Here is a 19,907-nt window from a genome sequence, read left to right as displayed (position 1 = left end):
ATCTCCCATCAAATTTAATCGAAATTACTTGGAAGAACCTTGAGACAGTCCTCCGACGAAATGCTTCTGGAAAAAGAGAAACAAAATAATAATCGGCACGATGGCGATGATGGTGTAAGCGGCCATCGGCCCGATCTCGCCCATTCGTTCTCCCAATGCGCTGCGCAGGCCCACGGGGATCGTCCGCATTCCGTCCGAGGAGGTCAAGGTCAAGGCGATCAGGAATTCGTTCCATGTACGGACGAATACCAGAATCGCTGCGGCGGCCAAGCCGGGCCGAACCAGAGGCAGCAAGATAGTAAAGAAAATCCGCATCCGCGAGCAGCCGTCAATCATTGCCGCTTCTTCAATCTCCTTGGACAATCCTTCAAGGAAATCTTTCATGACGAAAATGACCATCGGAATGCCGGTCGCCGTATAAACGAGGATGATGCCCGCCAGGGAGTCAAGCAGACCGAGGGAATGCATCAGCACGTACAGCGGGATCACCGTCAGCAGAGCGGGAATCATCCGTACGGAGAAGATCGCCATGAAAATCGCGTTGCGGAACGGGAAGCTGAGTCTTCCGAGCGCATACCCTGCCAGGGAACCGACCAGCAGCGACAAAATCAGGGACACGCCGGTCACGATCAGGCTGTTCGTAAAATAAGTCACAATCGGCGAATTGACGGCAGCGCTCATATAGTTGCTCCCGGTTGGATCCTTCGGGAAAAGGGTAGGGGGAAAGCTGTTCCACTCGATCTGCGGCTTGAGGGACAGCATCAGAATCCAGAGCAGCGGAGCCAGCGAGATGATTGCCCAAGTCACGGCAGGTACATAGGTGAGCACGGCCCAAGTGCGGTTTGATCGACGTTTCATTTGTCAGCCCTCCTTCCTTCTCAGCATTCGGTAATACACGACACTCATGAACAAGTTGATCAGGAACATCAGCACGGCAATCGTCGAGCCTTTTTCAAATTGCCCTATCTTGAACGCCGTATTGTACATCTGAATGCCCAGCAGATTGGTCGATTCGAGCGGGCCGCCGGCCGTTAGGGCATACACCAGGTCAAATTCGTTAAAGGTACTGGTGGTAATCCATACCAACGTCACGAGAATCGTCGGCTTCAGCAGCGGCAGCGTAATGTACCAGAGCTGCAGCAGTTTGTTGGCTCCGTCAATCATGGAAGCTTCATAAACGTCATTTTGGATGGATTGCAGTCCGGCAAGCAGCATGATCATCGAAAACGGCATGCCAAACCACACGTTGGCGACGATGACCATATTCATGGCATTCTCCACGCCAAGCCAGGGAATCGGCTCGGAAATGACGCCGACGGACATCAGCATGTAATTAAGCAGACCGGTCCGGTCGGAGATGTAGAACAATTGGAAGATGACGGCGACCACGATCGGCGACAAGATCCATGGAATGACAATCAGGCTGCGCAGAAAACCGTTGATTCGAAACGTCTTTTTCAAACTGAGCGCTAACAGGAGGCCGAGCCCGAACTGAAAGACGACAGACCAGAACGTAAACACGGCAGTTTTCCACAGCGGGAGCCAGAATACGGAGCTTCCTAGAACTTCTGCGTAATTTTTCAGACCGACAAACGTGCGGTCGAATACAAGAAATTTGCTATTGTAAAAGCTGAGGTACACGGCATAAAAAGTCGGGTAAAAAGCGAATACGCCGATAAACGCCAGCACCGGGAGCAGAAAAATGAGCGCTATCGTCCATTCCTTTTCCCATCTCCACTTCTCGGGCTTTAAAGAGGATTGTATATTGGCTTGCCTGTAAGTCCGCTCCTCCATCATGGGTGGCTCCTTTCGCTTCAAAAATAGAAGGGAGGCCCGGTTCCGGATGTCGCCGGACCTCCAAACGCGCCGTTAACGACTATTGGGGAATCTTTTTCTGCGCGTTGTCGAGCGCTTCCTGCGGCGACAGTTGACCGCCAAGGACTTGCTGAACCGCTTCGCGGTACGCCTTGGATATGACTTCGTACTTGTCCGTTTTGGCGCGCGGACGGGCGTAAGGCATAATATCGACAAAGCTTTGAAAGATCGGGTCGGAGGTGAAGACCTCGTCCTGATAAGCGGACAAGCGCATCGGCATGTTGCCGGTGCCGTTTTTGAAGATTTCGATTTCATGCTCCGGCGAGGTTACCTTTTCAATCCATTTCCAGGCCGCATCTTTGTTTTGGGAGTTGTCGAACACTACCCAGGTCCCATAACCTACCGCCGTGGCCGGACTATCGGCAGATGCGCCGTCAGGCACCGGAATGGCGGCGGAGCCGAGCTTGTCCGTCAAATTGCTCTGCCCGAGGAAATTGGCATCGCTGCGCCATTCCCAGGACCCGACGATCGCCATGGCCGCCTGACCGCTGATGATGCTGGAGGCTACTTCCTTTTTCGTTTTCATGTAGCTATCGGGAGGTGCTACTTTCTCCTTCGCCACCAGATCGGACATAAACTGCACGGTTTGCACGACCGGAGCGCTGTTCAGTGTCGGCTTGCCGCTATCGTCGACGAAATCCCCACCCAGAGCCCAGATCCAAGGCAAGGAACGCATGGACGTGTGCTCCGAGTCGCCGCCGTTCAAGGCAAAGCCGTACTGAATTCCTTCCGATTTGCCGGCTTCCATCAGTGCTTTGGCGGCAGTTACAAGGTCGCTCCAGGTTTTCGGCGGCTGTAGTCCCGTCTTTTCCAACAGATCTTTTCGATAAAGCAGCGTTCTTACGTCGCCGTCGCCGGGAATTCCATAAACCTTCCCGTCGAATACGACGGAATCCCACACTTTTTCTGGAAAATCGCTGGACCCGTCCCATCCGTTGGTATATGAGCTTAGATCCGCCAGCATGCCGGTTGCCTGGAATTCGGCCAGCCATTGTCCATCCAGGAAGGCAACGTCCGGCAGGTTGTCTGCAGATACGGCCGCGAGCAACTTGGTGCGGAGCGAATCATTAGTGATCTTTTCGATTTTCAGCTCGACGTCCGGGTTTTCGGCCTTATAATCGGCGATGACCTTGTCCATCGGTCCGCTAATTTCGGCTTTGTATGGGTCCGCCCAATCCCAAATCACAAGCTCTTTCTTGTTATCCCCAGCCGAACTGCCGGGGTTTCCAGAACTGCCGGGATTGGAACCGCATCCCGTTAGGGTCAATGAACCTGCCAAAATGAGACTTGCCAAGGTGATCCATAATCTTCTTTTCATCCTTGATTCCTCCCTAGAATGGATGTTTTCAATCTCTTCACTGCACCAGCAACGGCGCCGATCGCGCCCGCTTCATTGCCCAGCTTGGCCGGAACGATCGTCGCTTCGATCGGCGTAAACCCCCTGACTTTCGAACGAACGGCATCTAAATAGACATTGCCCGCTTCTGCTACACCACCTCCAATCACGACTAAAGCAGGATTTAATATGGAAATGGCATTGGCGATGCCGATAGCCATATGGGTAACCGGCTCTTCCAGAATGCTCCAGGCCACCTCATCTCCTTGCGCCGCTGCTTGGAGAACATGCTTCGCGTCGATACGGGATATATCGCCCTGCACCAGATCGAGGATGGGCGATTTTCGCTCCCGGGCGGTGAAAAATTGCCGCGCCCGCTGGCCGATCGCCGTTCCCGAAGCCGTCTGTTCAAAATGACCGAATCGGATTTCCGGTTTCGCTTGTGTTGCAGCGGATTCTGGAGCGGGAGCTTCAATCACAAAATAGCCCAGTTCACCGGCCGAATGCGCGGAGCCTTTGTACAACTCGTCGTTCAACACCAGCGCGCCGCCGATTCCAGTGCCGACCGTGACCATGAGAAAGTGTTGAGCACCGGCCGCCGCACCGCGCCATTTTTCCCCCATCGCGGCTACATTGACATCATTGTCCAGATACAACGGGCCCTTAAAAAACTTGCGGATGCTTTCCTTCACATTGGCACGGACCCAAGGGAATGCCGGAGCATTGGTTAGAACCCCTGTCTCCTCGTCCACAACTCCCGGGAAACCGAAGCCCATGCCCGCGATCGCTTCGCTGCCTTGTCCCGTTTCCTTCGCCATCGCTTCGATCTCGCCAATCAGCCTTTGAAAGAAAACATCGGGATCGGCATCCGGCGATGTGGCGATTTTTCGTTTTGACAGCACCTTGCCCGTCAGATCGGACAGGATCAGCAAGGTTTTAGTTCCGCCGACATCAATGCCGGCAATCAGTATTTCCGGGGTGGATTCATTCAGCAACATTATCCCTCGCTTTGTTCGCTAGTAAGTTGTCTTTAATGTATTCCAGGGTATGGGCAACCGCTGTTTGGATCGCTCCTTTCAGCACCGATTTGCTGCGCAGCGCCGTGCATTTCAGTTCGGGCTTATCCTTAAATTCCGCCGCGATGATCTCTTTCAGAAAAGGAAGCATAACCTCGCCGTTCTCTCCGACTGAACCGCCGAGCACGACCAGCCGGGGAGCCAAAACAACGCAAAGGTTATGGATCCCTCTCGCTACGATTCGGCTGTACTCCCCGATGATTTGCAGTGCCGCCGGGTCTTCGCTCCGCGCTGCCGCGAATATATCCGCCGTCTCCATCTGCGCATGCCCCCGCAGTACGGATGGAATATCGTCCCGGCGCAACACGGCTTCGGCGAGCGAGAACAGCCCGGCTTCGGAGATGCGTTCCTCCAGCCTGACATCCGGCTCGATCAGCATCTCGCCGAATTCGCCAGCTGCCCCGCCGAGCCCGCGCAGCAGCTTGCCGTCAATCATCAGGCCGGCGCCGATCCCGGCATCGAGTGACAAATAAGCGAACAAGCTGCTTCCCGCCGCTGCCCCTTCCTTAAATTCCGCGAGCGCTGCCAGGTTCACGTCATTTTCCAAAATAATGCGGCAGGGAAACACCCGAGCCAAGGAAGCCTTGCTGAGATGCTTCTCAAGTCCGCGGAGCTTCGAAACCATAATCGACAGCTCGCCTTGTTCGTCCACCACGGCGGGGACGCCAATCGCCATATGGATCACTTTATTCCAACCGATCCCTTGACCGGACAAGAGCGCCTCGGCCTTAGCCTTCAGTTCTGCCGTCAGTGAAGCTGGCTCATTCGTGTCCCGAATAGCGTACTGGTGCTCCGCCATCGTTTCGCCAAGGAGGTTCGATAGGGCTAAGTGAATGTGATCGGCGGCGATCTCTGCGGCCAGCGCATAATGGCTTGAGCCATTAAATTCGATCAATGTCGGCTTTCTCCCAGGTCCACTCTCGCCGTGGCCCACCTCCCTGATTAAACCGGAAGCGAGAAGGTTGGCGATGGCCGAGGACACTGTAGGCTTGCTGAGCCCGGTAATTCGACTGAGGTCCGCTCTGGAGAGCCGTCCATGCTGAAGAATAAATTCCAAGGCAATCGTTTCGTTCATGCTTCTGATTAATTGCGGATTCCCGATCGTCGCATTTTTCATCGTGTCTAGCTCCATTTCTTTTCACTTTAATTAGTAATATTTACTAACTAATATGGATTTCGATCAGTTAGTAAAGAAACTTTACTTATTGTACAAAAAAATATACTTTTCTCTTGGCCTTTTTTAATTTTAAAAATATTATAGAGGCCAAAATTTCATTATGTCAATATATTTTACATGATAATCTTTAAAACAATAGATTTTCAGAAAATTGGGTGAAAATATGTTAGAAAACATTACATTATTTCTGAAATTTCATCTTTTTTTCAAAAATGAATGCGCATACAAATTAAAGACCTTCCTTCGGGCGTACGGCATGTCTTTCTTGGTCACAATCCTCGGGACAGTGGACGGATTCCTGATGTCTAGCATGCTGGCTTACAGGCGCTATGAAAAGGCAAGGGGTAGCTGCAACGGACCTGAATAACGCTCCAAAACAGGGGGAGTAAAAATTGTAAACGGACCGAACAGACCTTATTTCCTTCAAATTCGCTCTAGTGGCCTCAATTGGAGCCCAATAAAGGCTGCTGAGTCCGTTTCAGCGGGAAATCCCGGGAAATGAGGGATAAGGTTGTTACGGCCCGTTAGCGGTTGACACGTGGATGCAGACGGGGGCCGAAGCCGTCTTTTCGAAAAGCGTGTTGGTGTCTGAGGCCTTTACAAGTAAGAGCGCCGTTAATAGTTGGCCGTTAAACGGCCTTCCGGCGGAAATACAGGATGCCCGCGGCGAGAAAAATCAGGAAGCTGCCCAGCACTGTGATAAGCAGGTTTTCTATGGGCAGATTAAACGCCCCGTAGTCGGCTTCCCCTTTCGGCATCATCGCCAGAATCGGCTGGGCCCACGGATAAAACGGAGCGACTTTGTCCGAGTTGACGATCAGCATGTTCGGAATCGTCAGCGAGACGTTGACGGCGAGCGGGGCGGCAAAGCTGGACCAGGCCAGCGAGACGCCGAGCTGCAGCGCCACCAGCGGCAGGCAGGCGACCAGGCCGCCGATCAGGCTGACGGCGATCATGCTCCACGGAATCGGCCAAGCGAGGCCTTGCACCTGAGAGACGATCAGCAGCATGACCAGAAAGATAAGCTGGGTCGCCGCCAACAAGGAAATCACGACGGTAAATTTGGCCATATAAACGGCCGGGCGTGAAACGGGCAGGACGAGCAGCTGTTTCCAGCCGCCACCGGTATGCTCGTAGCGGCAGATGAACGAAGCGAACAATCCGGCCATGATCGGCAGAAACAGCATAGCGTGCAGCATGGACATCCCGCCGAGGAGCGCCGGCCAGGCGTCGGCCCCGTCCGGCAGGTTCATGAGAAGGCCGATCAGGGTGGATAGCAGGGGGCTGGCGAGCAATACCAGCCAAAGGCGGGAACGCGACATTTTGAGCCGCTCCGCGGCAAGCACGTTCAGAAACGTTTTCATGTCAATCCACATCCTTTCGGTTGAAATGAACGAGTCCGGCCAGCAAAATCACCGCGCCGACGGCGATGCCTAGCGCCACGAACCATTCGCGATGCGGACCAAGATACCCGAACACCGGCCAGTTGAGCGGGAACCACTCGGACAGGTCCAGCGTAAACGGGGATACGAGCGACAGGACCACGCCAAGCGATACGGGCAGCGACGGGTTGCGGTAAGTGAGCGAAAGCCAGAGCTGCAATGCGAGCAAGGGCAGCGCGGCGAACAGCGGGAAAAACCCGATCCGCGCCAAATCCGCCAGAGGTATTCCATTCAGGGCGAAGCCAAAAACAAGGCCGAGGATTATCGTGGCGATCGGCAGCAAAATGCAGGAAACGGACAGCAGCAGCAAACAGAGCAGGAACTTGGCGCCGAATACGGCCGTGCGGGAAATCGGCAAAGCCAGCAGCTGTTTCCAGGAGCTTAGTTGATGCTCGACATTCGCCACCAGGGAACTGACCAGCGTGCAGCCGAGAAACAGGGCGATCGGGACGAACCCGGAAATGTTTTTTAACAGTCCTCCCCAAGGGTCGTCGGCGTACCTCTTCATCAAATAGTCGAAGCGGAGTCCGAAATTCAGCGCCTGCATGGCTACGAGCCCGAGCGGGGCGAGAAAGATCAGGAACCATATGCCTTTGCGGCGGATTTTCAGAAAGTCCGCCGACAATGCGCGCAGCATCATAGGGAGCTCCCCTCCCCGACGATCCGCATGAAGATGTCCTCCAGGGACTTTTTCTTTTGCTCGACCCGGTAGACGGCGTGCCCGTTCTCCACCAGGGCTTTCACCAAACGGGCGACCTGCGCGTCAGCCAGGCCGGGGAACTTGAGCGTACCGTCCTGTAGTTTCCCGACCGTCCCCAAATCGCGGGCGATCCACAGGGCCGCATCGGGCTCGGAGACGACCAGCTCCATATCGTGCGCCGCAGTGAGGCGCAGGTTGTCGATCGTGTCCTGGAACACCATCTGGCCCTGACGGATAATGCCGACCGTATTCGCCATCAGCTCCATTTCCCCGAGCAGGTGGCTGGAGACGAGCACGGTGATGCCGTACTGCTTCGGCATGTTTTTGATCAGCTCGCGGATTTCGTGGATCCCGGTCGGGTCAAGGCCATTCGTCGGCTCGTCCAAAATAAGCAGCTCGGGGCTGCCCAGCAGGGCGGCGGCGATGCCAAGCCGCTGCTTCATGCCGAGCGAGAAGCCCTTGACCGGGCGGCGCGCTTCGCCGCGCAGCGAGACGATGTCGAGCACTTCGTCGATGCGCGATTTCGGCACCTCGAGAATGCGGCGGATCGCTTCCAGATTGTCGATCGCGCTCAAATGCCCGTAATAGGACGGCGATTCCACCAGAGACCCGATCTTGCGCAAAATAGCCAGTTTGTCTTTGCGCAGGTCTTTGCCGAACATGCGGATCGTCCCGGCCGTCGGCTGGATCAGCCCGAGGAGCATCCGGATCGTCGTCGTTTTCCCGGCCCCGTTGGGCCCAAGGAAACCGTAGATGTCGCCTTTGGCGATTTTCAGACTTAAATCGTCCACCGCGGCGCGGCCGCGGTATTTTTTCGTTAAACCTTCCGTTTGAATGATCAGTTCATTCACGATTTATCACCTCGGGAAACATGATACCGCGATGAGTTTAAACGGGAAGGTGGGGCAAGTTTAAGTTTTGTTTAAATGTTGCGGAAGCGGCCGGCCGGGAAAAATGTATACGCGCGTGCCCGCGCTCGAAGACTCCGTCTCCCGCGCCAGGCCCATTTCCCGGAGCAGCAGGTCGACGATCTGCAGGCCGAGACCGGCCCCTCCGGAGGGCGAATCGGCGTTCATGCCGGGGCCGCGGTCGCTGATCGCCAGGGCGATGGCCTCCCCGCGCGGCTGCAAGGAGATGCCGACATAACCGCCGGAGCGGGCGTACCGCACCAGGTTCTGGAACAGGTTATCCAGGACGCGGCGGAAGCCCTGAGCGTCGATGTTCCAATATAAAGGCTGATCCGGCAGCTCGATGTCGGCGGCGATGCCTTCTTTTTCCCAAAGCGGATACCAGGCCGCCGCGCTTTCCCGCACGAGCCGCAGCACGTCGAGTTTTTCCGGCGACATGGCGTACCTGCCCGAAGAAAGCAGGCTGTAAGACAGCAAATGATCCATCAGGCCGGACAGGTCGCCTAGTTTGGCTTCCATCAGAGCCAGCGATTGCCGGCCTTGTTCCGTCAAAGGCTCTTTGCGCAGCGTGTACAGATGCCCCCCCAGCACGGTCAACGGTGTCCGCAAATCGTGGGACAACTGGCTGATCAGGTTTTTGCGCAGCTCCTCTTCTTCGCGCTCCCGCTGGCGGCTGTCCTGAAGCTCGTAGACCATATGGTTGAAGGCCTGCTCGAGCCGCCCGATTTCGTCCGGCCGTCCTTCCTTGACCGGGGACGGCAGCCCGGAGGGCCCGGGGTACGTCATGCCGGCTTCCAGGCGCAGCAGTCTTTTGCGGATATTGCGAAAAAACAAATACGACAGCAGCACGAAACAGGCCAGCATGATTCCGAGGAACGCGCCGTAAAACCGTCCGTCGTTCCGGTCCGAAATGTCCCTGGTCATGAATTTGCGCGGGAGCTCGAACACCATAAATCCCTGGTTCGCCCGCTCGTCCCCGCCAATAAAGGCCACAACGGTAAACGGGTCGGCATTGACCCGCTTTTTCATAAAGGCGATCGCATCTTCCAGCGTCCACTTTGCCGGCACATTTGCTTGCTTGGGGACTTGCAGCCGGGTTGTTCCGGATGAATCCACCCAATACAGCGCGGCGTCCGGATACTGCCCTTTCCATGCTTTGAGCCGGGCGTCGATCGTCTCCGGGCCGGCAGCCCGCAGCGCTGCCGCTTCCTTGTGCCAGGCCGTTTCAATATCAAGCCCGCTGCCGTAATAGGGGCGCGTGGTATCGCCGGTTTGCGGGGGGTACAGCAAAATGTTGACGCCCCAGGAAGCGAAAAAGCTGATCGGAATGAGAACGGGGATAAGAACTAACGCCATCATCAAGATCAGGACGTAACCGGTAAGCAGCGATTTCCGGTATTTTCGGACGGGGCGCAGCTTCATGCTCTCACCCGGTAGCCGATGCCGCGGACCGTCTCGATGACTTCGGGATTGGCCGGGTCGCGTTCCAGCTTCTCGCGCAGGTGGCGGATATGGACCATCAGCGTTTTATCTCCATCGAAATACGGCTCGCCCCAGACAGCTTCGTAAATTTGTTCCTTGGTCATAATCTGCCCGAGATGGCGCAGCAGGTAGGTGAAAATGTGAAACTGCTTGCCGGTAAGAACGATTTCTTCGCCGTTGTCCTCGTTGATGATCCGATTTTCTTTTTCATACACGAGCAGATGTTTGATCTGCAGCGTTTCTTCGGCCGGGCTGCCGCTGCGGCGCAGCAGTACCTCGATCCGGGCGGCCAGCTCGTCCGGGTGGAACGGCTTGGTCAAGTAATCGTCCGCGAACCGCAGCCCCTGCAGCTTGTCGTCGATCGAGGTGCGCGCGGACAACATCAGCACCGGCAGGTTCGGGAACCGTTCTTTGATCCGGCTGCCGACGGTGAAGCCGTCGAGCCCCGGCAGCATGACGTCGAGAATGACGAGCTGGCAGTCCGCGGCTTGCTCCACCGCCCCCTCCCCGTTAGTTAGCCAAGTGACTTTAAAGCCCCGCTCCCGCAGGTTTTGGCTGACCCACTCTCCGATTTCGATATCGTCTTCTATGTATAACAAATTGACATTTGGCATCAAAACCCCTCCTGTCTCTATTGTGGCAAAATCGCTTCAAAAAAGAAACAGCGCGAAATCCCTTGAAGTTTGTGATCGGAATCACAAGACCCGGTATGGCCTCGTGTTACTTTTTAGTTGTGAGAATGTTTATCACTAAAATTTGAAACAGCCAAGCTGATCTAAATAAAAAAAGAGGAGGAACCGGAGATGAGCGAGTTGATCAACAACCGGGAATACGGCGCAAACCGGGGGGATGGCGAGCCGGAGCAGCGCCGCCGCCAGGAACTGCTGAAGCAAATCATTAAAGAGCTGCATCAGGGGAAAAGCGTGGATGAGGTGAAGGCGCGGTTTGAAGAGGCGGTCGGCGACGTGACAGTCGCGGAAATATCGGCGCTGGAGCACGCCTTGATGGAGGAAGAAGGCATTCCGGTGGCGGAGGTGCAGCGCCTTTGCTCGGTGCATACGGCGATTTTCAAGGGCTCGATCGAGGAAATCCACCGTTCGGCGAAGCCGGAGGAGCAGCCCGGGCACCCGGTGCATACCTTCAAGCTGGAAAACCGCGAGGTTGAACGGCTGGTCAATTTCAAGCTGCGGCTCCATCTCGATAAATTCCGCAAGGAGGATAAGGAGGAGCTCGTTTTTAAGCTGCTGGACGATTTAAACCTGCTGTTGGACCTGGACAAACATTACAGCCGCAAGGAAAATCTGCTGTTCCCCTATCTTGAGAAGTACGGGATTTACGGGCCGACCAAGGTGATGTGGGGCGTCGACGACGGCATCCGCGCCATGATCAAGGAAACCAAAGCCAAGCTGGCCAGCGGAAGCGCCGATAAGAACGGGTTCGCCGATGCCGATAAAGAAACGGTTTGCATCGACCTGGAGCGGATCATCACGGAAGTAAATGAGATGATCTTTAAGGAAGAAAATATTTTGCTCCCGATGGCTCTGGAGAAGCTGACCGAAGACGAGTGGGTCAAAATCGCCCGGGAAAGCGATGTGATCGGGTATTGTTTGACGGCGCCCGAGCAGGAATGGGTCCCGGAAAGGGTAACGCTGGAGTCCGGTAACGGCGATGCCGGGGAAGGCGGTCTGGAGGGCGGCGCGTTGGCGGAGCAGGGGCATGGCGTACCGCAAGGGTACGTCAAATTCGACACCGGCATCCTGTCCATGGAGCAGCTGGAAGCGGTGATGAACCATTTGCCGGTTGACCTGACGTTTATCGACGAGAACGACGTGGTCCGGTACTTTTCCCACGGTAAAGAGCGCATCTTCGCCCGGACCAAAGCCGTGATCGGCCGCACCGTGCAGAACTGCCATCCGCCGCAAAGCGTGCATGTGGTCAACCAGCTGCTGGAGGATTTCAAGGCCGGCCGTAAGGACGTCGAGGATTTTTGGATTCCGGTCAAAGACAAGTTCGTCTATATCCGGTATTTTGCGGTGAGAAGCGAGGACGGCCGTTACCTGGGCACGTTGGAGTTTACGCAAAACATCGCCCCGATCCGCGCTTTGGAAGGGCAAAAACGGATTTTGTCCTGACCCGTCTCGGGTAAAGTTTGTTCATAAATAGCTTGACGGTGAAGCCCCTGATGTTCGCGCCTTCGCGAATGCCGGGGCTTTTTGCTTGGAGGGGAGCATGCGGCCTGCGTTTTTGTGGAGGAGCGGCCGGTTCTTGTTAGGGTGAAACATCGGCCTTCAAAAATAGCGACATTTTATGTACTTATTATCCAGAGGCAGGTTTGTCCACCCCCATTAGCGGCATTTTTTGCCCTTATTTTCCTAAGAATGGTCCGGAACGCGGGTATTTCCTTGCGATTCGGGAAAATAGCGGCATAAATTTCCTTTATTTCTCATTGAACGGGGATATTGGCGGAATAACGACATTTTTGGTACTTATATTTTTGGGAGGAGTTTTCTTAGGTGCGTTACTCGGTTTCCATGAGTTATGTCACACCGGAATCCCTTGTCTCGACAGGGGTTTGGCGTTTCTTGCCTTCACTTGACCGAAAGGAAGGGTTCGCTTATAGTTGGTACGTAGGAGTATACTACGGGGCGGCATGCGCGTACCCGTTGTTCTGGCAGCATATTATTTATGATAAAGGTGGCTTGTGAAATGTCTGAAAAAATCTACATTGGTGTCGACCTGGGCGGTACGGCCATAAAAGTCGGCATTTGCAATGAAGAAGGACAGCTCCTTCATACCTATGAAGGCCCGACGGAAACCGAAAAGGGCGCCGATACGATCGTAAACAACATTGAGCGTTATGTCCGGCTGGTCGTGGAGCAGTCTCCGTTCTCCTGGGATCAAGTGGCCGGCGTCGGCGCAGGGGTCGCCGGGTTTACGAACGTCCGCGAAGGCATCATTATTCTGGCGCCGAATGTAGGTTTGAGAGATTTCCATATTCGCGAGATTTTGGAACAGCGATTGGGCAAGCCGATCAAAATAGACAACGACGCCAACGTGGCGGCGCTGGGCGAAGCCTGGGGCGGCGCGGGGAAAGGCGTCGACAACTGCGTCTGCTATACGCTGGGAACCGGCGTCGGCGGCGGCATCATCATCGACGGTAAAATTTATCAAGGCTTCTCCGGCATGGCCGGCGAGCTGGGTCATATGTCGGTCGTTCCCGACCTGGAAGCGATCGGCTGCGGCTGCGGCCAAATGGGCTGCCTGGAGACGGTCTCCTCGGCGACCGGCATCATTCGCATGGCCAAGGACGCCGTAGCCCGCGGCGACCGCACCTCGCTGGCGCAGGTGGAGAACATCATGGCCAAGGACGTGTTTGACGCGGCCAAGGCCGGCGACGAAGCGGCGATCCGCATCGTCAACCGCGCCGCTTTCTATCTGGGCAAATCGCTGGCGGCGGTGGCCGTGGTGCTTAATCCGGAGCTGTTTATCATCGGCGGCGGGGTGTCCAAGGCGGGCGATATTCTGTTTAACGAAATCCGCAGCGTGTTCGCCAAGCTGACGCCGGAGCCGGTGCAGCGGGGCGTGAGAATCGTCCCTGCCACCTTGGGGAACGATGCCGGCATGGTTGGCGCCGCCGGCCTGTTCCTGCGTTCATAAGCGGATTTGGTTGTTAAGCCGATATAGATTTCAGGACTTTAGGATATGGAGAATTTGCGGGAGGGAATAACGATGCCGGATATTGAAACGAGTCCAGTTGCCAACCTGATCATTATTACGGGCATGTCGGGTGCGGGGAAGTCGCTTGCCGTACGGAGTTTGGAGGATCTCGGTTTTTTCTGCGTAGACAATCTGCCTCCGGTACTGATTCCCAAATTCGCCGAATTGATTGAGCAATCCAAAGGGAAAATCGCCAAGGTAGCGCTTGTGATCGACTTGCGCGGGCGGGAATTTTTTACGGCGCTTGAAGAGTCGCTCGGTTACATTAAAAACCACTTCACCATCAAGTGCGAAATCCTGTTTCTGGATGCCACCGATTCGGTTCTCGTCCAAAGATACAAGGAGAGCCGCCGCCGTCACCCGCTGGCGCCGGAAGGCATGCCGCTCGACGGGATCAAGCTGGAGCGCAAGATGCTGCATGAGCTGCGGATGTCGGCCACCCAGGTGATCGATACCAGCAACATGAAGCCGGCCCAGCTGAAGGAGAAGATCATTTCCCGATTCTCCCATTTGGAGAGCAGCAACTTATCCGTCAATATTACTTCGTTTGGATTTAAATACGGCATCCCGATTGACGCCGACCTGGTATTCGACGTTCGCTTTTTGCCCAATCCGCATTACATTGAGCAGCTTCGCCCACACACGGGACGAGACAGCGACGTATATGAATATGTTATGAAGTGGCCGGAGACGCAGCAGTTTTTGAGCAAGCTGCTCGATATGCTGCATTTCCTTATGCCGCAATACCACAAAGAGGGCAAAAGCCAGGTCATCATCGCGATCGGCTGCACCGGCGGCAAACACCGTTCGGTGGCGATCGCCGAATATTTGGGCCGGATGCTCGGAACCAGTGAAACGGAATCGGTTCGCGTGAGCCACCGGGACGAAGGACGGGATCGGCATTAAGAGAGCTCCCACTGGCGTGGACTCAAGTTAAGAGGTGAACCATTAGTGATACATCGGGCCAAGGAAGAAAGGGTTCCGCGGATCGTCGTGATGGGCGGGGGAACCGGTTTATCCGTCATGCTTCGCGGATTGAAAGAGAAACCGCTCGATATCACGGCTATCGTAACCGTAGCCGACGATGGGGGCAGCTCGGGAATTCTTAGAAGCGAACTGCAGATGCCGCCTCCGGGCGACATTCGCAACGTGCTGACGGCGCTGGCCGACGTTGAACCGCTGCTGTCGGATATGCTGAACTACCGGTTTGCGGCCGGTTCGGGACTAGCCGGGCACAGCCTGGGCAATTTGATTCTAGCGGCGATTACGGACATATCCGGCGATTTCGTGACGGCCGTGCGCGAGCTCAGCCGCGTATTCGCCGTCCGCGGGCGCGTGCTGCCTGCCGCCGGCCAGGCCGTCGTGCTGCATGCGGAGATGGAGGACGGTTCGATCGTCACCGGCGAATCGAAAATTCCCGAGGTTCGGGGGAAAATCAAGCGTATTTTTCTGGAGCCGGAGGAAGTGGAGCCGCTGCCTGAGGCGGTCGAAGCGATCCGGGAGGCGGACGCTATTTTGATTGGACCGGGAAGCTTGTACACCAGCATTATTCCGAATCTGCTCGTGCCGAAGCTGGCGGAGGCGGTATTGGAAAACACATCGGCGATCAAAATATTTATATGCAACGTCATGACCCAGCCGGGGGAAACGGACGATTATACGGTGAGCGATCATCTGCAGGCGGTCTACAATCATGTCGGGAAGCACTTATTCGATTATGTCATCGTAAACGACGGGGAGATTCCGGCGCAGGTGCAGGATTTTTACGCCGAGAAAGGGGCTAAACCGGTGCAGGTCGACTGGGACAACGTCACCGGTCAAGGCTATAAGGTCATCGCGGACACGCTGGTGTTGTTCCGCCGGTATTTGCGGCATGATGCCGACAAATTAAGCCATCATATATATCAACTGGTCCAAGACTGGATTTTGCGAAAGAGGTGAGTCCCTTGTCATTTGCGGCGCAAACCAAAAAAGAGCTGACCATGGTCGAAGCCTCCGCTTGCTGCGAGCAGGCCGAGTTATCGGCGCTGATCCGGATGAACGGTTCGGTCCAGGTCTCCAACAAAAAGGTCGTGCTGGACATCTCGACCGAAAACGCCGCGATCGCAAGGCGGATTTATTCTTTGCTCAAGAAGCATTTTCAGATTCACACCGAACTGCTCGTGCGCAAAAAAATGCGTCTCAAGAAAAATAATGTGTACATCGTGCGGATCCCCGGGCGAGTGGAAGAAATTTTGAAGGAACTGAAAATCGTTTCCGAAGGATTTGTTTTCACGCCGGGGATTAATCCGGAGCTCACCCGGAAAAACTGTTGTAAGCGGGCTTATTTGCGCGGCGCGTTTATGGCCGGCGGTTCGGTAAACAACCCGGAAGGCTCCTCCTACCATCTGGAGATCTCCTCGATGTATGAGGAACACTGCAAAGCCCTGGTCGAGCTGGCCAACGAGTTCCATTTGAACGCGCGCTGCATCGAGCGCAAAAAAGGTTTTATCCTGTACATCAAGGAAGGCGAGAAGATCATCGAGCTGCTGAACATCATCGGGGCTCACCAGGCGCTGTTCAAGTTTGAAGATGTGCGGATCATGCGCGACATGCGCAACTCGGTCAACCGTATCGTCAATTGCGAAACGGCGAATCTGAACAAAACGATCGGCGCCGCCGTCCGTCAGATCGACAACATCAAGCTGCTGCAAAAGGAAGTAGGCCTGGAGAATTTGCCGGATAAGCTGCGCGAAGTCGCCGAGATCCGCTTGGCCCATCCCGACATGAATTTGAAAGAAGTGGGCGAGCTGCTGAAGGGAACGGTCAGCAAGTCCGGGGTGAACCACCGGCTGCGCAAAATCGACGAGCTGGCGGAAAAAATTCGCGGGGGCTAAAGCGGTTTTGCTAGTGTGTAGCACGTTGTGTATGATATAATGATATAAATTATAATGACCACGAATTTGTAACTGATGATTGAATTCGTATAGGGGGTAAGTTTTCATGGTTAGAAACCCGGTTACCGTTCGATTGAAAACGGGACTGCACGCTCGGCCGGCTGCGCTTTTCGTTCAGGAAGCGAATAAATATTCTTCGGAAATTTTCGTTGAAAAAGACGATAAAAAAGTGAATGCCAAGAGCATTATGGGGATTATGAGTCTGGCCATCAGCACCGGTACTGAAATTTACATTAGTGCGGAAGGCGCGGATGCAGAACAGGCTGCAAACGCTTTAATCAATTTGGTCAGCAAAGAGGAATTGGAGAACCAGTAATCACCGGATTTTCATCGGAAACAAAAGGATGGTTCCGCTTCGCGAAGCGGATTCATCCTTTTTTGTCGTTACGTTAGAAATCGGCGTTTGGACTGAAAAATCAGTTGGCCAATCACTTGTTTGGAGCTAAACACGCTTATGCATCCCGGATCTGCAAACAACATGTCGCTTTGGCGCTAACGGTTGTAATGGCGCTTATTTAGCCAAAAAGCCGGGATTCCAATTTCTAACGGTTGCAATCACGCTTATTCGGGCGAAAAGGGCTCGAATCCGCAGCAAAAAGGCAAAATAAGCTCTGCCGCAACCGTTAGATTTATTTCCCCTGCATTCTAACGAAATAACGGCAATCACAACCGTTGCTATGAACGTTTTTGTCAAGCCCTCCGTGTGAGAGGTGCCTGAGCACGTGGCGCGAGAGCAAAAATGCGAGCGACGGTCGGCACGCTGCTATCCGTGGGTTGGTACCACATGTTATGCCTTCGTCAAGGAGAGCTCTTGCAAGCTAGAAGCGCACGTTCAGTTACTCACCTAGTGCAAACGGTTGACGCAAATTCTCTCCCGGAACCTTCGTTTGCTCCCGGGCCTCGTGCTCAGGCGTGAGCTTGTCAAGCGCTTTTCTTGACAAGCGGTTAGGTTCAAATCAACACTTTTCCTATTCCTCATTGGAAATGAGGAACGCCTCACGGCGAGTGTGGGGGTGCAGGGGGCAACGCTCCCTGCGTCTCCCCAAAGGGGACGGAAGGGGCGTTAGTTAGCCACCGGTTGTTCCACCGTTCGAGCAACAGCCCATATGAACCCGGTTAGCTCCCTGGCCACCGCGCCTACGGCCACATTTTTGTGTTTGTTCTTTCCAAAAATGAGATGACGGTATTTGTAATGCAATCTTTCTTGCGCTTTCCACGACAACAGTTGTATATCGGCCGGCATGCCATCCAAACGCTTGGCGAGATCTCCTTTCACCGCAGGCCGATGACGGTAGCTCCAGGCGGATTCCACCAAGGATCGGCGCAAGCGCCCGTTACCGGCTTTGGTCATACTTCCGCGCCGAGTACTCAGGCCGGTTGAACTCTCACGAGGAACCAACCCTAAATACGCCATGAGTTGGGCCGGGGAGCGGAAGCGAGTAAATGAACCGATCTCAGCAGCTAGAGTGACGGCCGTCAGTAGTCCAATCCCACGCAGGGACTGAAGCACCCGAATCAGAGTTGCCTTGGAGCCGACCGTGGCTTGCTGAACCAAGGCTTTTTCCAAACGCCCCATCCGCTGCTCGATCTCATTTAAGGTATGGAGCATCTCGTCGAAGGCTACTTGCATGGGCTCATAAGGGAATGTCAGTTGCTCCAGCCAGGAACGGTACTTCCGGGTCCAACGACGCTTTATCGTAGCCGGCGGTTCGATGTGATGGCGGAGCAGGAACTTCAATATCCGCTGGCGTGCCCGATGCGCGTCCTCTTTGGCGGCCTCCCGGGCGCGAACCAACTCCCGCAAAGCCTCGTCTTCCCGCTCCGGGACGTAGACAGGAGTCAATTCTCCTGCACGAAACGGACGGGCAAGCTGCTCGGCGTCCCGTCGATCCGTCTTCACGTGATCGCCAGGGCGTTTGGGAATAAGCGACGGAGCAATGACAACGCAATGGGCTCCCATGGAGGTGATCCAGCGATAGGTTTCGTAACCTGTCGGACCTGCCTCATAACAAAACGATAGCGTTTCGGCCGGTCCCAGTTCTTTGATCAGCTTGCGCAGCGCCGCCGGAGTGTGAGGAATGCTCCCGTAATAGCGAGGAGTTTCACCGCTTGCATCTGCAATAGCAACCGAAATTTTTTCTTTGGATACATCTAAACCGACGAATTTTGTGGTAGACTGCATAGTATCAGCTCTCCTTTGCTATGTAGCTCTGAAATGGTTTGGTTTTCACTATCCATTTTAACCTACGAGATGTAGCAATATGGAGGGCTGTCTTTTGTTTACGTTCATCATAGCTAGAATGACGGCCTCGCTCGACCTCGTTTAAAGGAGCTGCACTTATATCCGCAAAAGTAAGGGTTTTCAAATCAAAGGGCAGCCGGAGCGAAATTTATCCGCCGATTATTTTCATATGCTGCAACATTTGTCCGCGGGGCGCGTTTAGTAGTTAAAATCCACCACCATTGGAGGTCATGAGTTATGAAAATGTGGTTAAAGCCTGCTGCGTCCATTTTGATTGCCGGTTCCCTGTTGATGGGAGGGGCATACGTCAACGGTTCATGGGGGTTGGTCGGAACGGCCAATGCCGCCGAGAGCAATTTTCAAACCAACGTAGTCAGCGTTCAAGGAAAAGGCGAGATTACGGTGAAGCCGGATGTGGCTTATTTGTCCATCGGCGTCGTCACCAAAGCGAAAACGGCCCAGGAAGCGCAGAAAACGAACGGCGAGAAAGCGGCCAAGCTGACCAAACTGCTTAAGGAAACTTGGGGCATTAACGAAAAAGATATCCAAACCGGTCAATTCTCGGTCCGCCCCGATTATACGTATAACGATAAAACAGGAGCGGAATCCATCAACGGGTATACGGCCCGTTATTCGCTGGATGTGACCTACCGCAATCTGGATAAGGTGGGAGAACTCCTGGATGCGGCTTCCGCTGCGGGGGCCAATCAAATCGACGACATTCGCTTTGGCGCCGAGAAACCGGAGCAATACGAAGAGGAAGTCATCCAAAAGGCAATGGCCGATGCGGGCCGGAAAGCGAACATCCTAGTCAAAGCGGCCGGCCGCACGTTGGGCCAGGCGGTAAGCATTAGCCTGGAGAACGCCAGCATGCCGAGCATTTCGGTGCAGTACAAGGCGGTTAACGAGGTTGCCATGGACAGCGCGGGAAGCACGCCCGTAGAAGCAGGAGAAATCGAGTTGCGGACGACGGTCAACGTGGTTTATGAGATGAAGTAAGGCTGCGATAGCTGGAG

Annotated in this window: 17 protein-coding genes and 2 pseudogenes; 8 read left to right on the top strand and 11 right to left on the bottom strand. The window is 54.7% G+C overall.

The window, feature by feature from the left end:
* Window positions 1-24: 24 nt before the first annotated feature.
* The 10 genes from DYE26_RS22220 to DYE26_RS22170 form a co-directional block, all read right to left on the bottom strand.
* Window positions 25-858 (bottom strand): carbohydrate ABC transporter permease, encoded by an 834-nt coding sequence (locus tag DYE26_RS22220; RefSeq protein ID WP_051985798.1) that lies wholly within the window; start codon window positions 856-858, stop codon window positions 25-27.
* A 3-nt stretch (window positions 859-861) separates the two neighbouring features.
* Window positions 862-1,794, bottom strand: coding sequence for a carbohydrate ABC transporter permease (locus DYE26_RS22215; RefSeq protein ID WP_036627157.1), 933 nt, complete (start codon window positions 1,792-1,794; stop codon window positions 862-864).
* Between the two features lie 82 nt (window positions 1,795-1,876).
* Complete coding sequence (locus DYE26_RS22210) at window positions 1,877-3,193, bottom strand: ABC transporter substrate-binding protein (RefSeq protein ID WP_036627156.1); 1,317 nt, start codon at window positions 3,191-3,193, stop codon at window positions 1,877-1,879.
* On the bottom strand, window positions 3,190-4,206 hold the full coding sequence (locus tag DYE26_RS22205) for an ROK family protein (protein ID WP_164815259.1): 1,017 nt from the start codon (window positions 4,204-4,206) through the stop codon (window positions 3,190-3,192). Before DYE26_RS22205 ends, DYE26_RS22210 begins: the two co-directional genes overlap by 4 nt.
* The gene (locus DYE26_RS22200) at window positions 4,196-5,404 is read right to left on the bottom strand and encodes an ROK family transcriptional regulator (RefSeq protein WP_036627155.1); all 1,209 of its coding nucleotides are present in this window, start codon (window positions 5,402-5,404) and stop codon (window positions 4,196-4,198) included. Before DYE26_RS22200 ends, DYE26_RS22205 begins: the two co-directional genes overlap by 11 nt.
* 689 nt (window positions 5,405-6,093) lie before the next feature.
* Window positions 6,094-6,828, bottom strand: coding sequence for an ABC transporter permease (locus tag DYE26_RS22190; RefSeq protein ID WP_036627153.1), 735 nt, complete (start codon window positions 6,826-6,828; stop codon window positions 6,094-6,096).
* 1 nt (window position 6,829) lies between these two features.
* Entirely contained in the window at window positions 6,830-7,546 is a 717-nt protein-coding gene (locus DYE26_RS22185) for an ABC transporter permease (protein WP_036627152.1), read from the bottom strand.
* Entirely contained in the window at window positions 7,543-8,457 is a 915-nt protein-coding gene (locus DYE26_RS22180; RefSeq protein ID WP_036627151.1) for an ABC transporter ATP-binding protein, read from the bottom strand. Before DYE26_RS22180 ends, DYE26_RS22185 begins: the two co-directional genes overlap by 4 nt.
* 60 nt (window positions 8,458-8,517) lie before the next feature.
* Window positions 8,518-9,936 (bottom strand): sensor histidine kinase, encoded by a 1,419-nt coding sequence (locus tag DYE26_RS22175; RefSeq protein ID WP_051985796.1) that lies wholly within the window; start codon window positions 9,934-9,936, stop codon window positions 8,518-8,520.
* Window positions 9,933-10,610, bottom strand: coding sequence for a response regulator transcription factor (locus DYE26_RS22170; protein WP_036627150.1), 678 nt, complete (start codon window positions 10,608-10,610; stop codon window positions 9,933-9,935). Before DYE26_RS22170 ends, DYE26_RS22175 begins: the two co-directional genes overlap by 4 nt.
* Before the next feature lie 189 nt (window positions 10,611-10,799).
* On the opposite strand from DYE26_RS22170, the pseudogene DYE26_RS34925 reads away from it, so the two are divergent.
* The 7 genes and pseudogenes from DYE26_RS34925 to DYE26_RS22140 all read left to right on the top strand — a co-directional run.
* Window positions 10,800-11,477, top strand: a pseudogene (locus tag DYE26_RS34925) (DUF438 domain-containing protein); the annotation flags it as partial.
* A gap of 9 nt (window positions 11,478-11,486) precedes the next feature.
* Window positions 11,487-12,128: pseudogene (locus tag DYE26_RS34920) on the top strand (PAS domain-containing protein); the annotation flags it as partial.
* A 574-nt stretch (window positions 12,129-12,702) separates the two neighbouring features.
* Window positions 12,703-13,653, top strand: coding sequence for an ROK family glucokinase (locus DYE26_RS22160; RefSeq protein WP_036627146.1), 951 nt, complete (start codon window positions 12,703-12,705; stop codon window positions 13,651-13,653).
* A 72-nt stretch (window positions 13,654-13,725) separates the two neighbouring features.
* Complete coding sequence (rapZ, locus tag DYE26_RS22155) at window positions 13,726-14,619, top strand: RNase adapter RapZ (RefSeq protein ID WP_036627142.1); 894 nt, start codon at window positions 13,726-13,728, stop codon at window positions 14,617-14,619.
* 90 nt (window positions 14,620-14,709) lie between these two features.
* The gene (locus DYE26_RS22150) at window positions 14,710-15,654 is read left to right on the top strand and encodes a gluconeogenesis factor YvcK family protein (protein ID WP_051985939.1); all 945 of its coding nucleotides are present in this window, start codon (window positions 14,710-14,712) and stop codon (window positions 15,652-15,654) included.
* A 5-nt stretch (window positions 15,655-15,659) separates the two neighbouring features.
* The gene (gene whiA / locus DYE26_RS22145) at window positions 15,660-16,589 is read left to right on the top strand and encodes a DNA-binding protein WhiA (protein ID WP_036627140.1); all 930 of its coding nucleotides are present in this window, start codon (window positions 15,660-15,662) and stop codon (window positions 16,587-16,589) included.
* Between the two features lie 106 nt (window positions 16,590-16,695).
* Window positions 16,696-16,965: an HPr family phosphocarrier protein gene (locus tag DYE26_RS22140; RefSeq protein ID WP_036627138.1), complete on the top strand. Its 270-nt coding sequence runs from the start codon at window positions 16,696-16,698 to the stop codon at window positions 16,963-16,965.
* Window positions 16,966-17,712: 747 nt separating this feature from the next.
* On the opposite strand, the gene DYE26_RS22135 is transcribed toward DYE26_RS22140, so the two are convergent.
* Window positions 17,713-18,831, bottom strand: coding sequence for an IS110 family RNA-guided transposase (locus DYE26_RS22135; RefSeq protein ID WP_115311266.1), 1,119 nt, complete (start codon window positions 18,829-18,831; stop codon window positions 17,713-17,715).
* A gap of 297 nt (window positions 18,832-19,128) precedes the next feature.
* Between DYE26_RS22135 and DYE26_RS22130 the strand changes: the two genes are divergently transcribed.
* Entirely contained in the window at window positions 19,129-19,890 is a 762-nt protein-coding gene (locus DYE26_RS22130) for an SIMPL domain-containing protein (RefSeq protein ID WP_036627134.1), read from the top strand.
* Window positions 19,891-19,907 lie beyond the last annotated feature (17 nt).

Source organism: Paenibacillus macerans, assembly GCF_900454495.1.
Classification (GTDB): Bacteria; Bacillota; Bacilli; order Paenibacillales; family Paenibacillaceae; genus Fontibacillus; species Fontibacillus macerans.
Note: the sequence above shows the minus strand (reverse complement) of the source record. Positions and strands in the feature narration are given on the sequence as shown.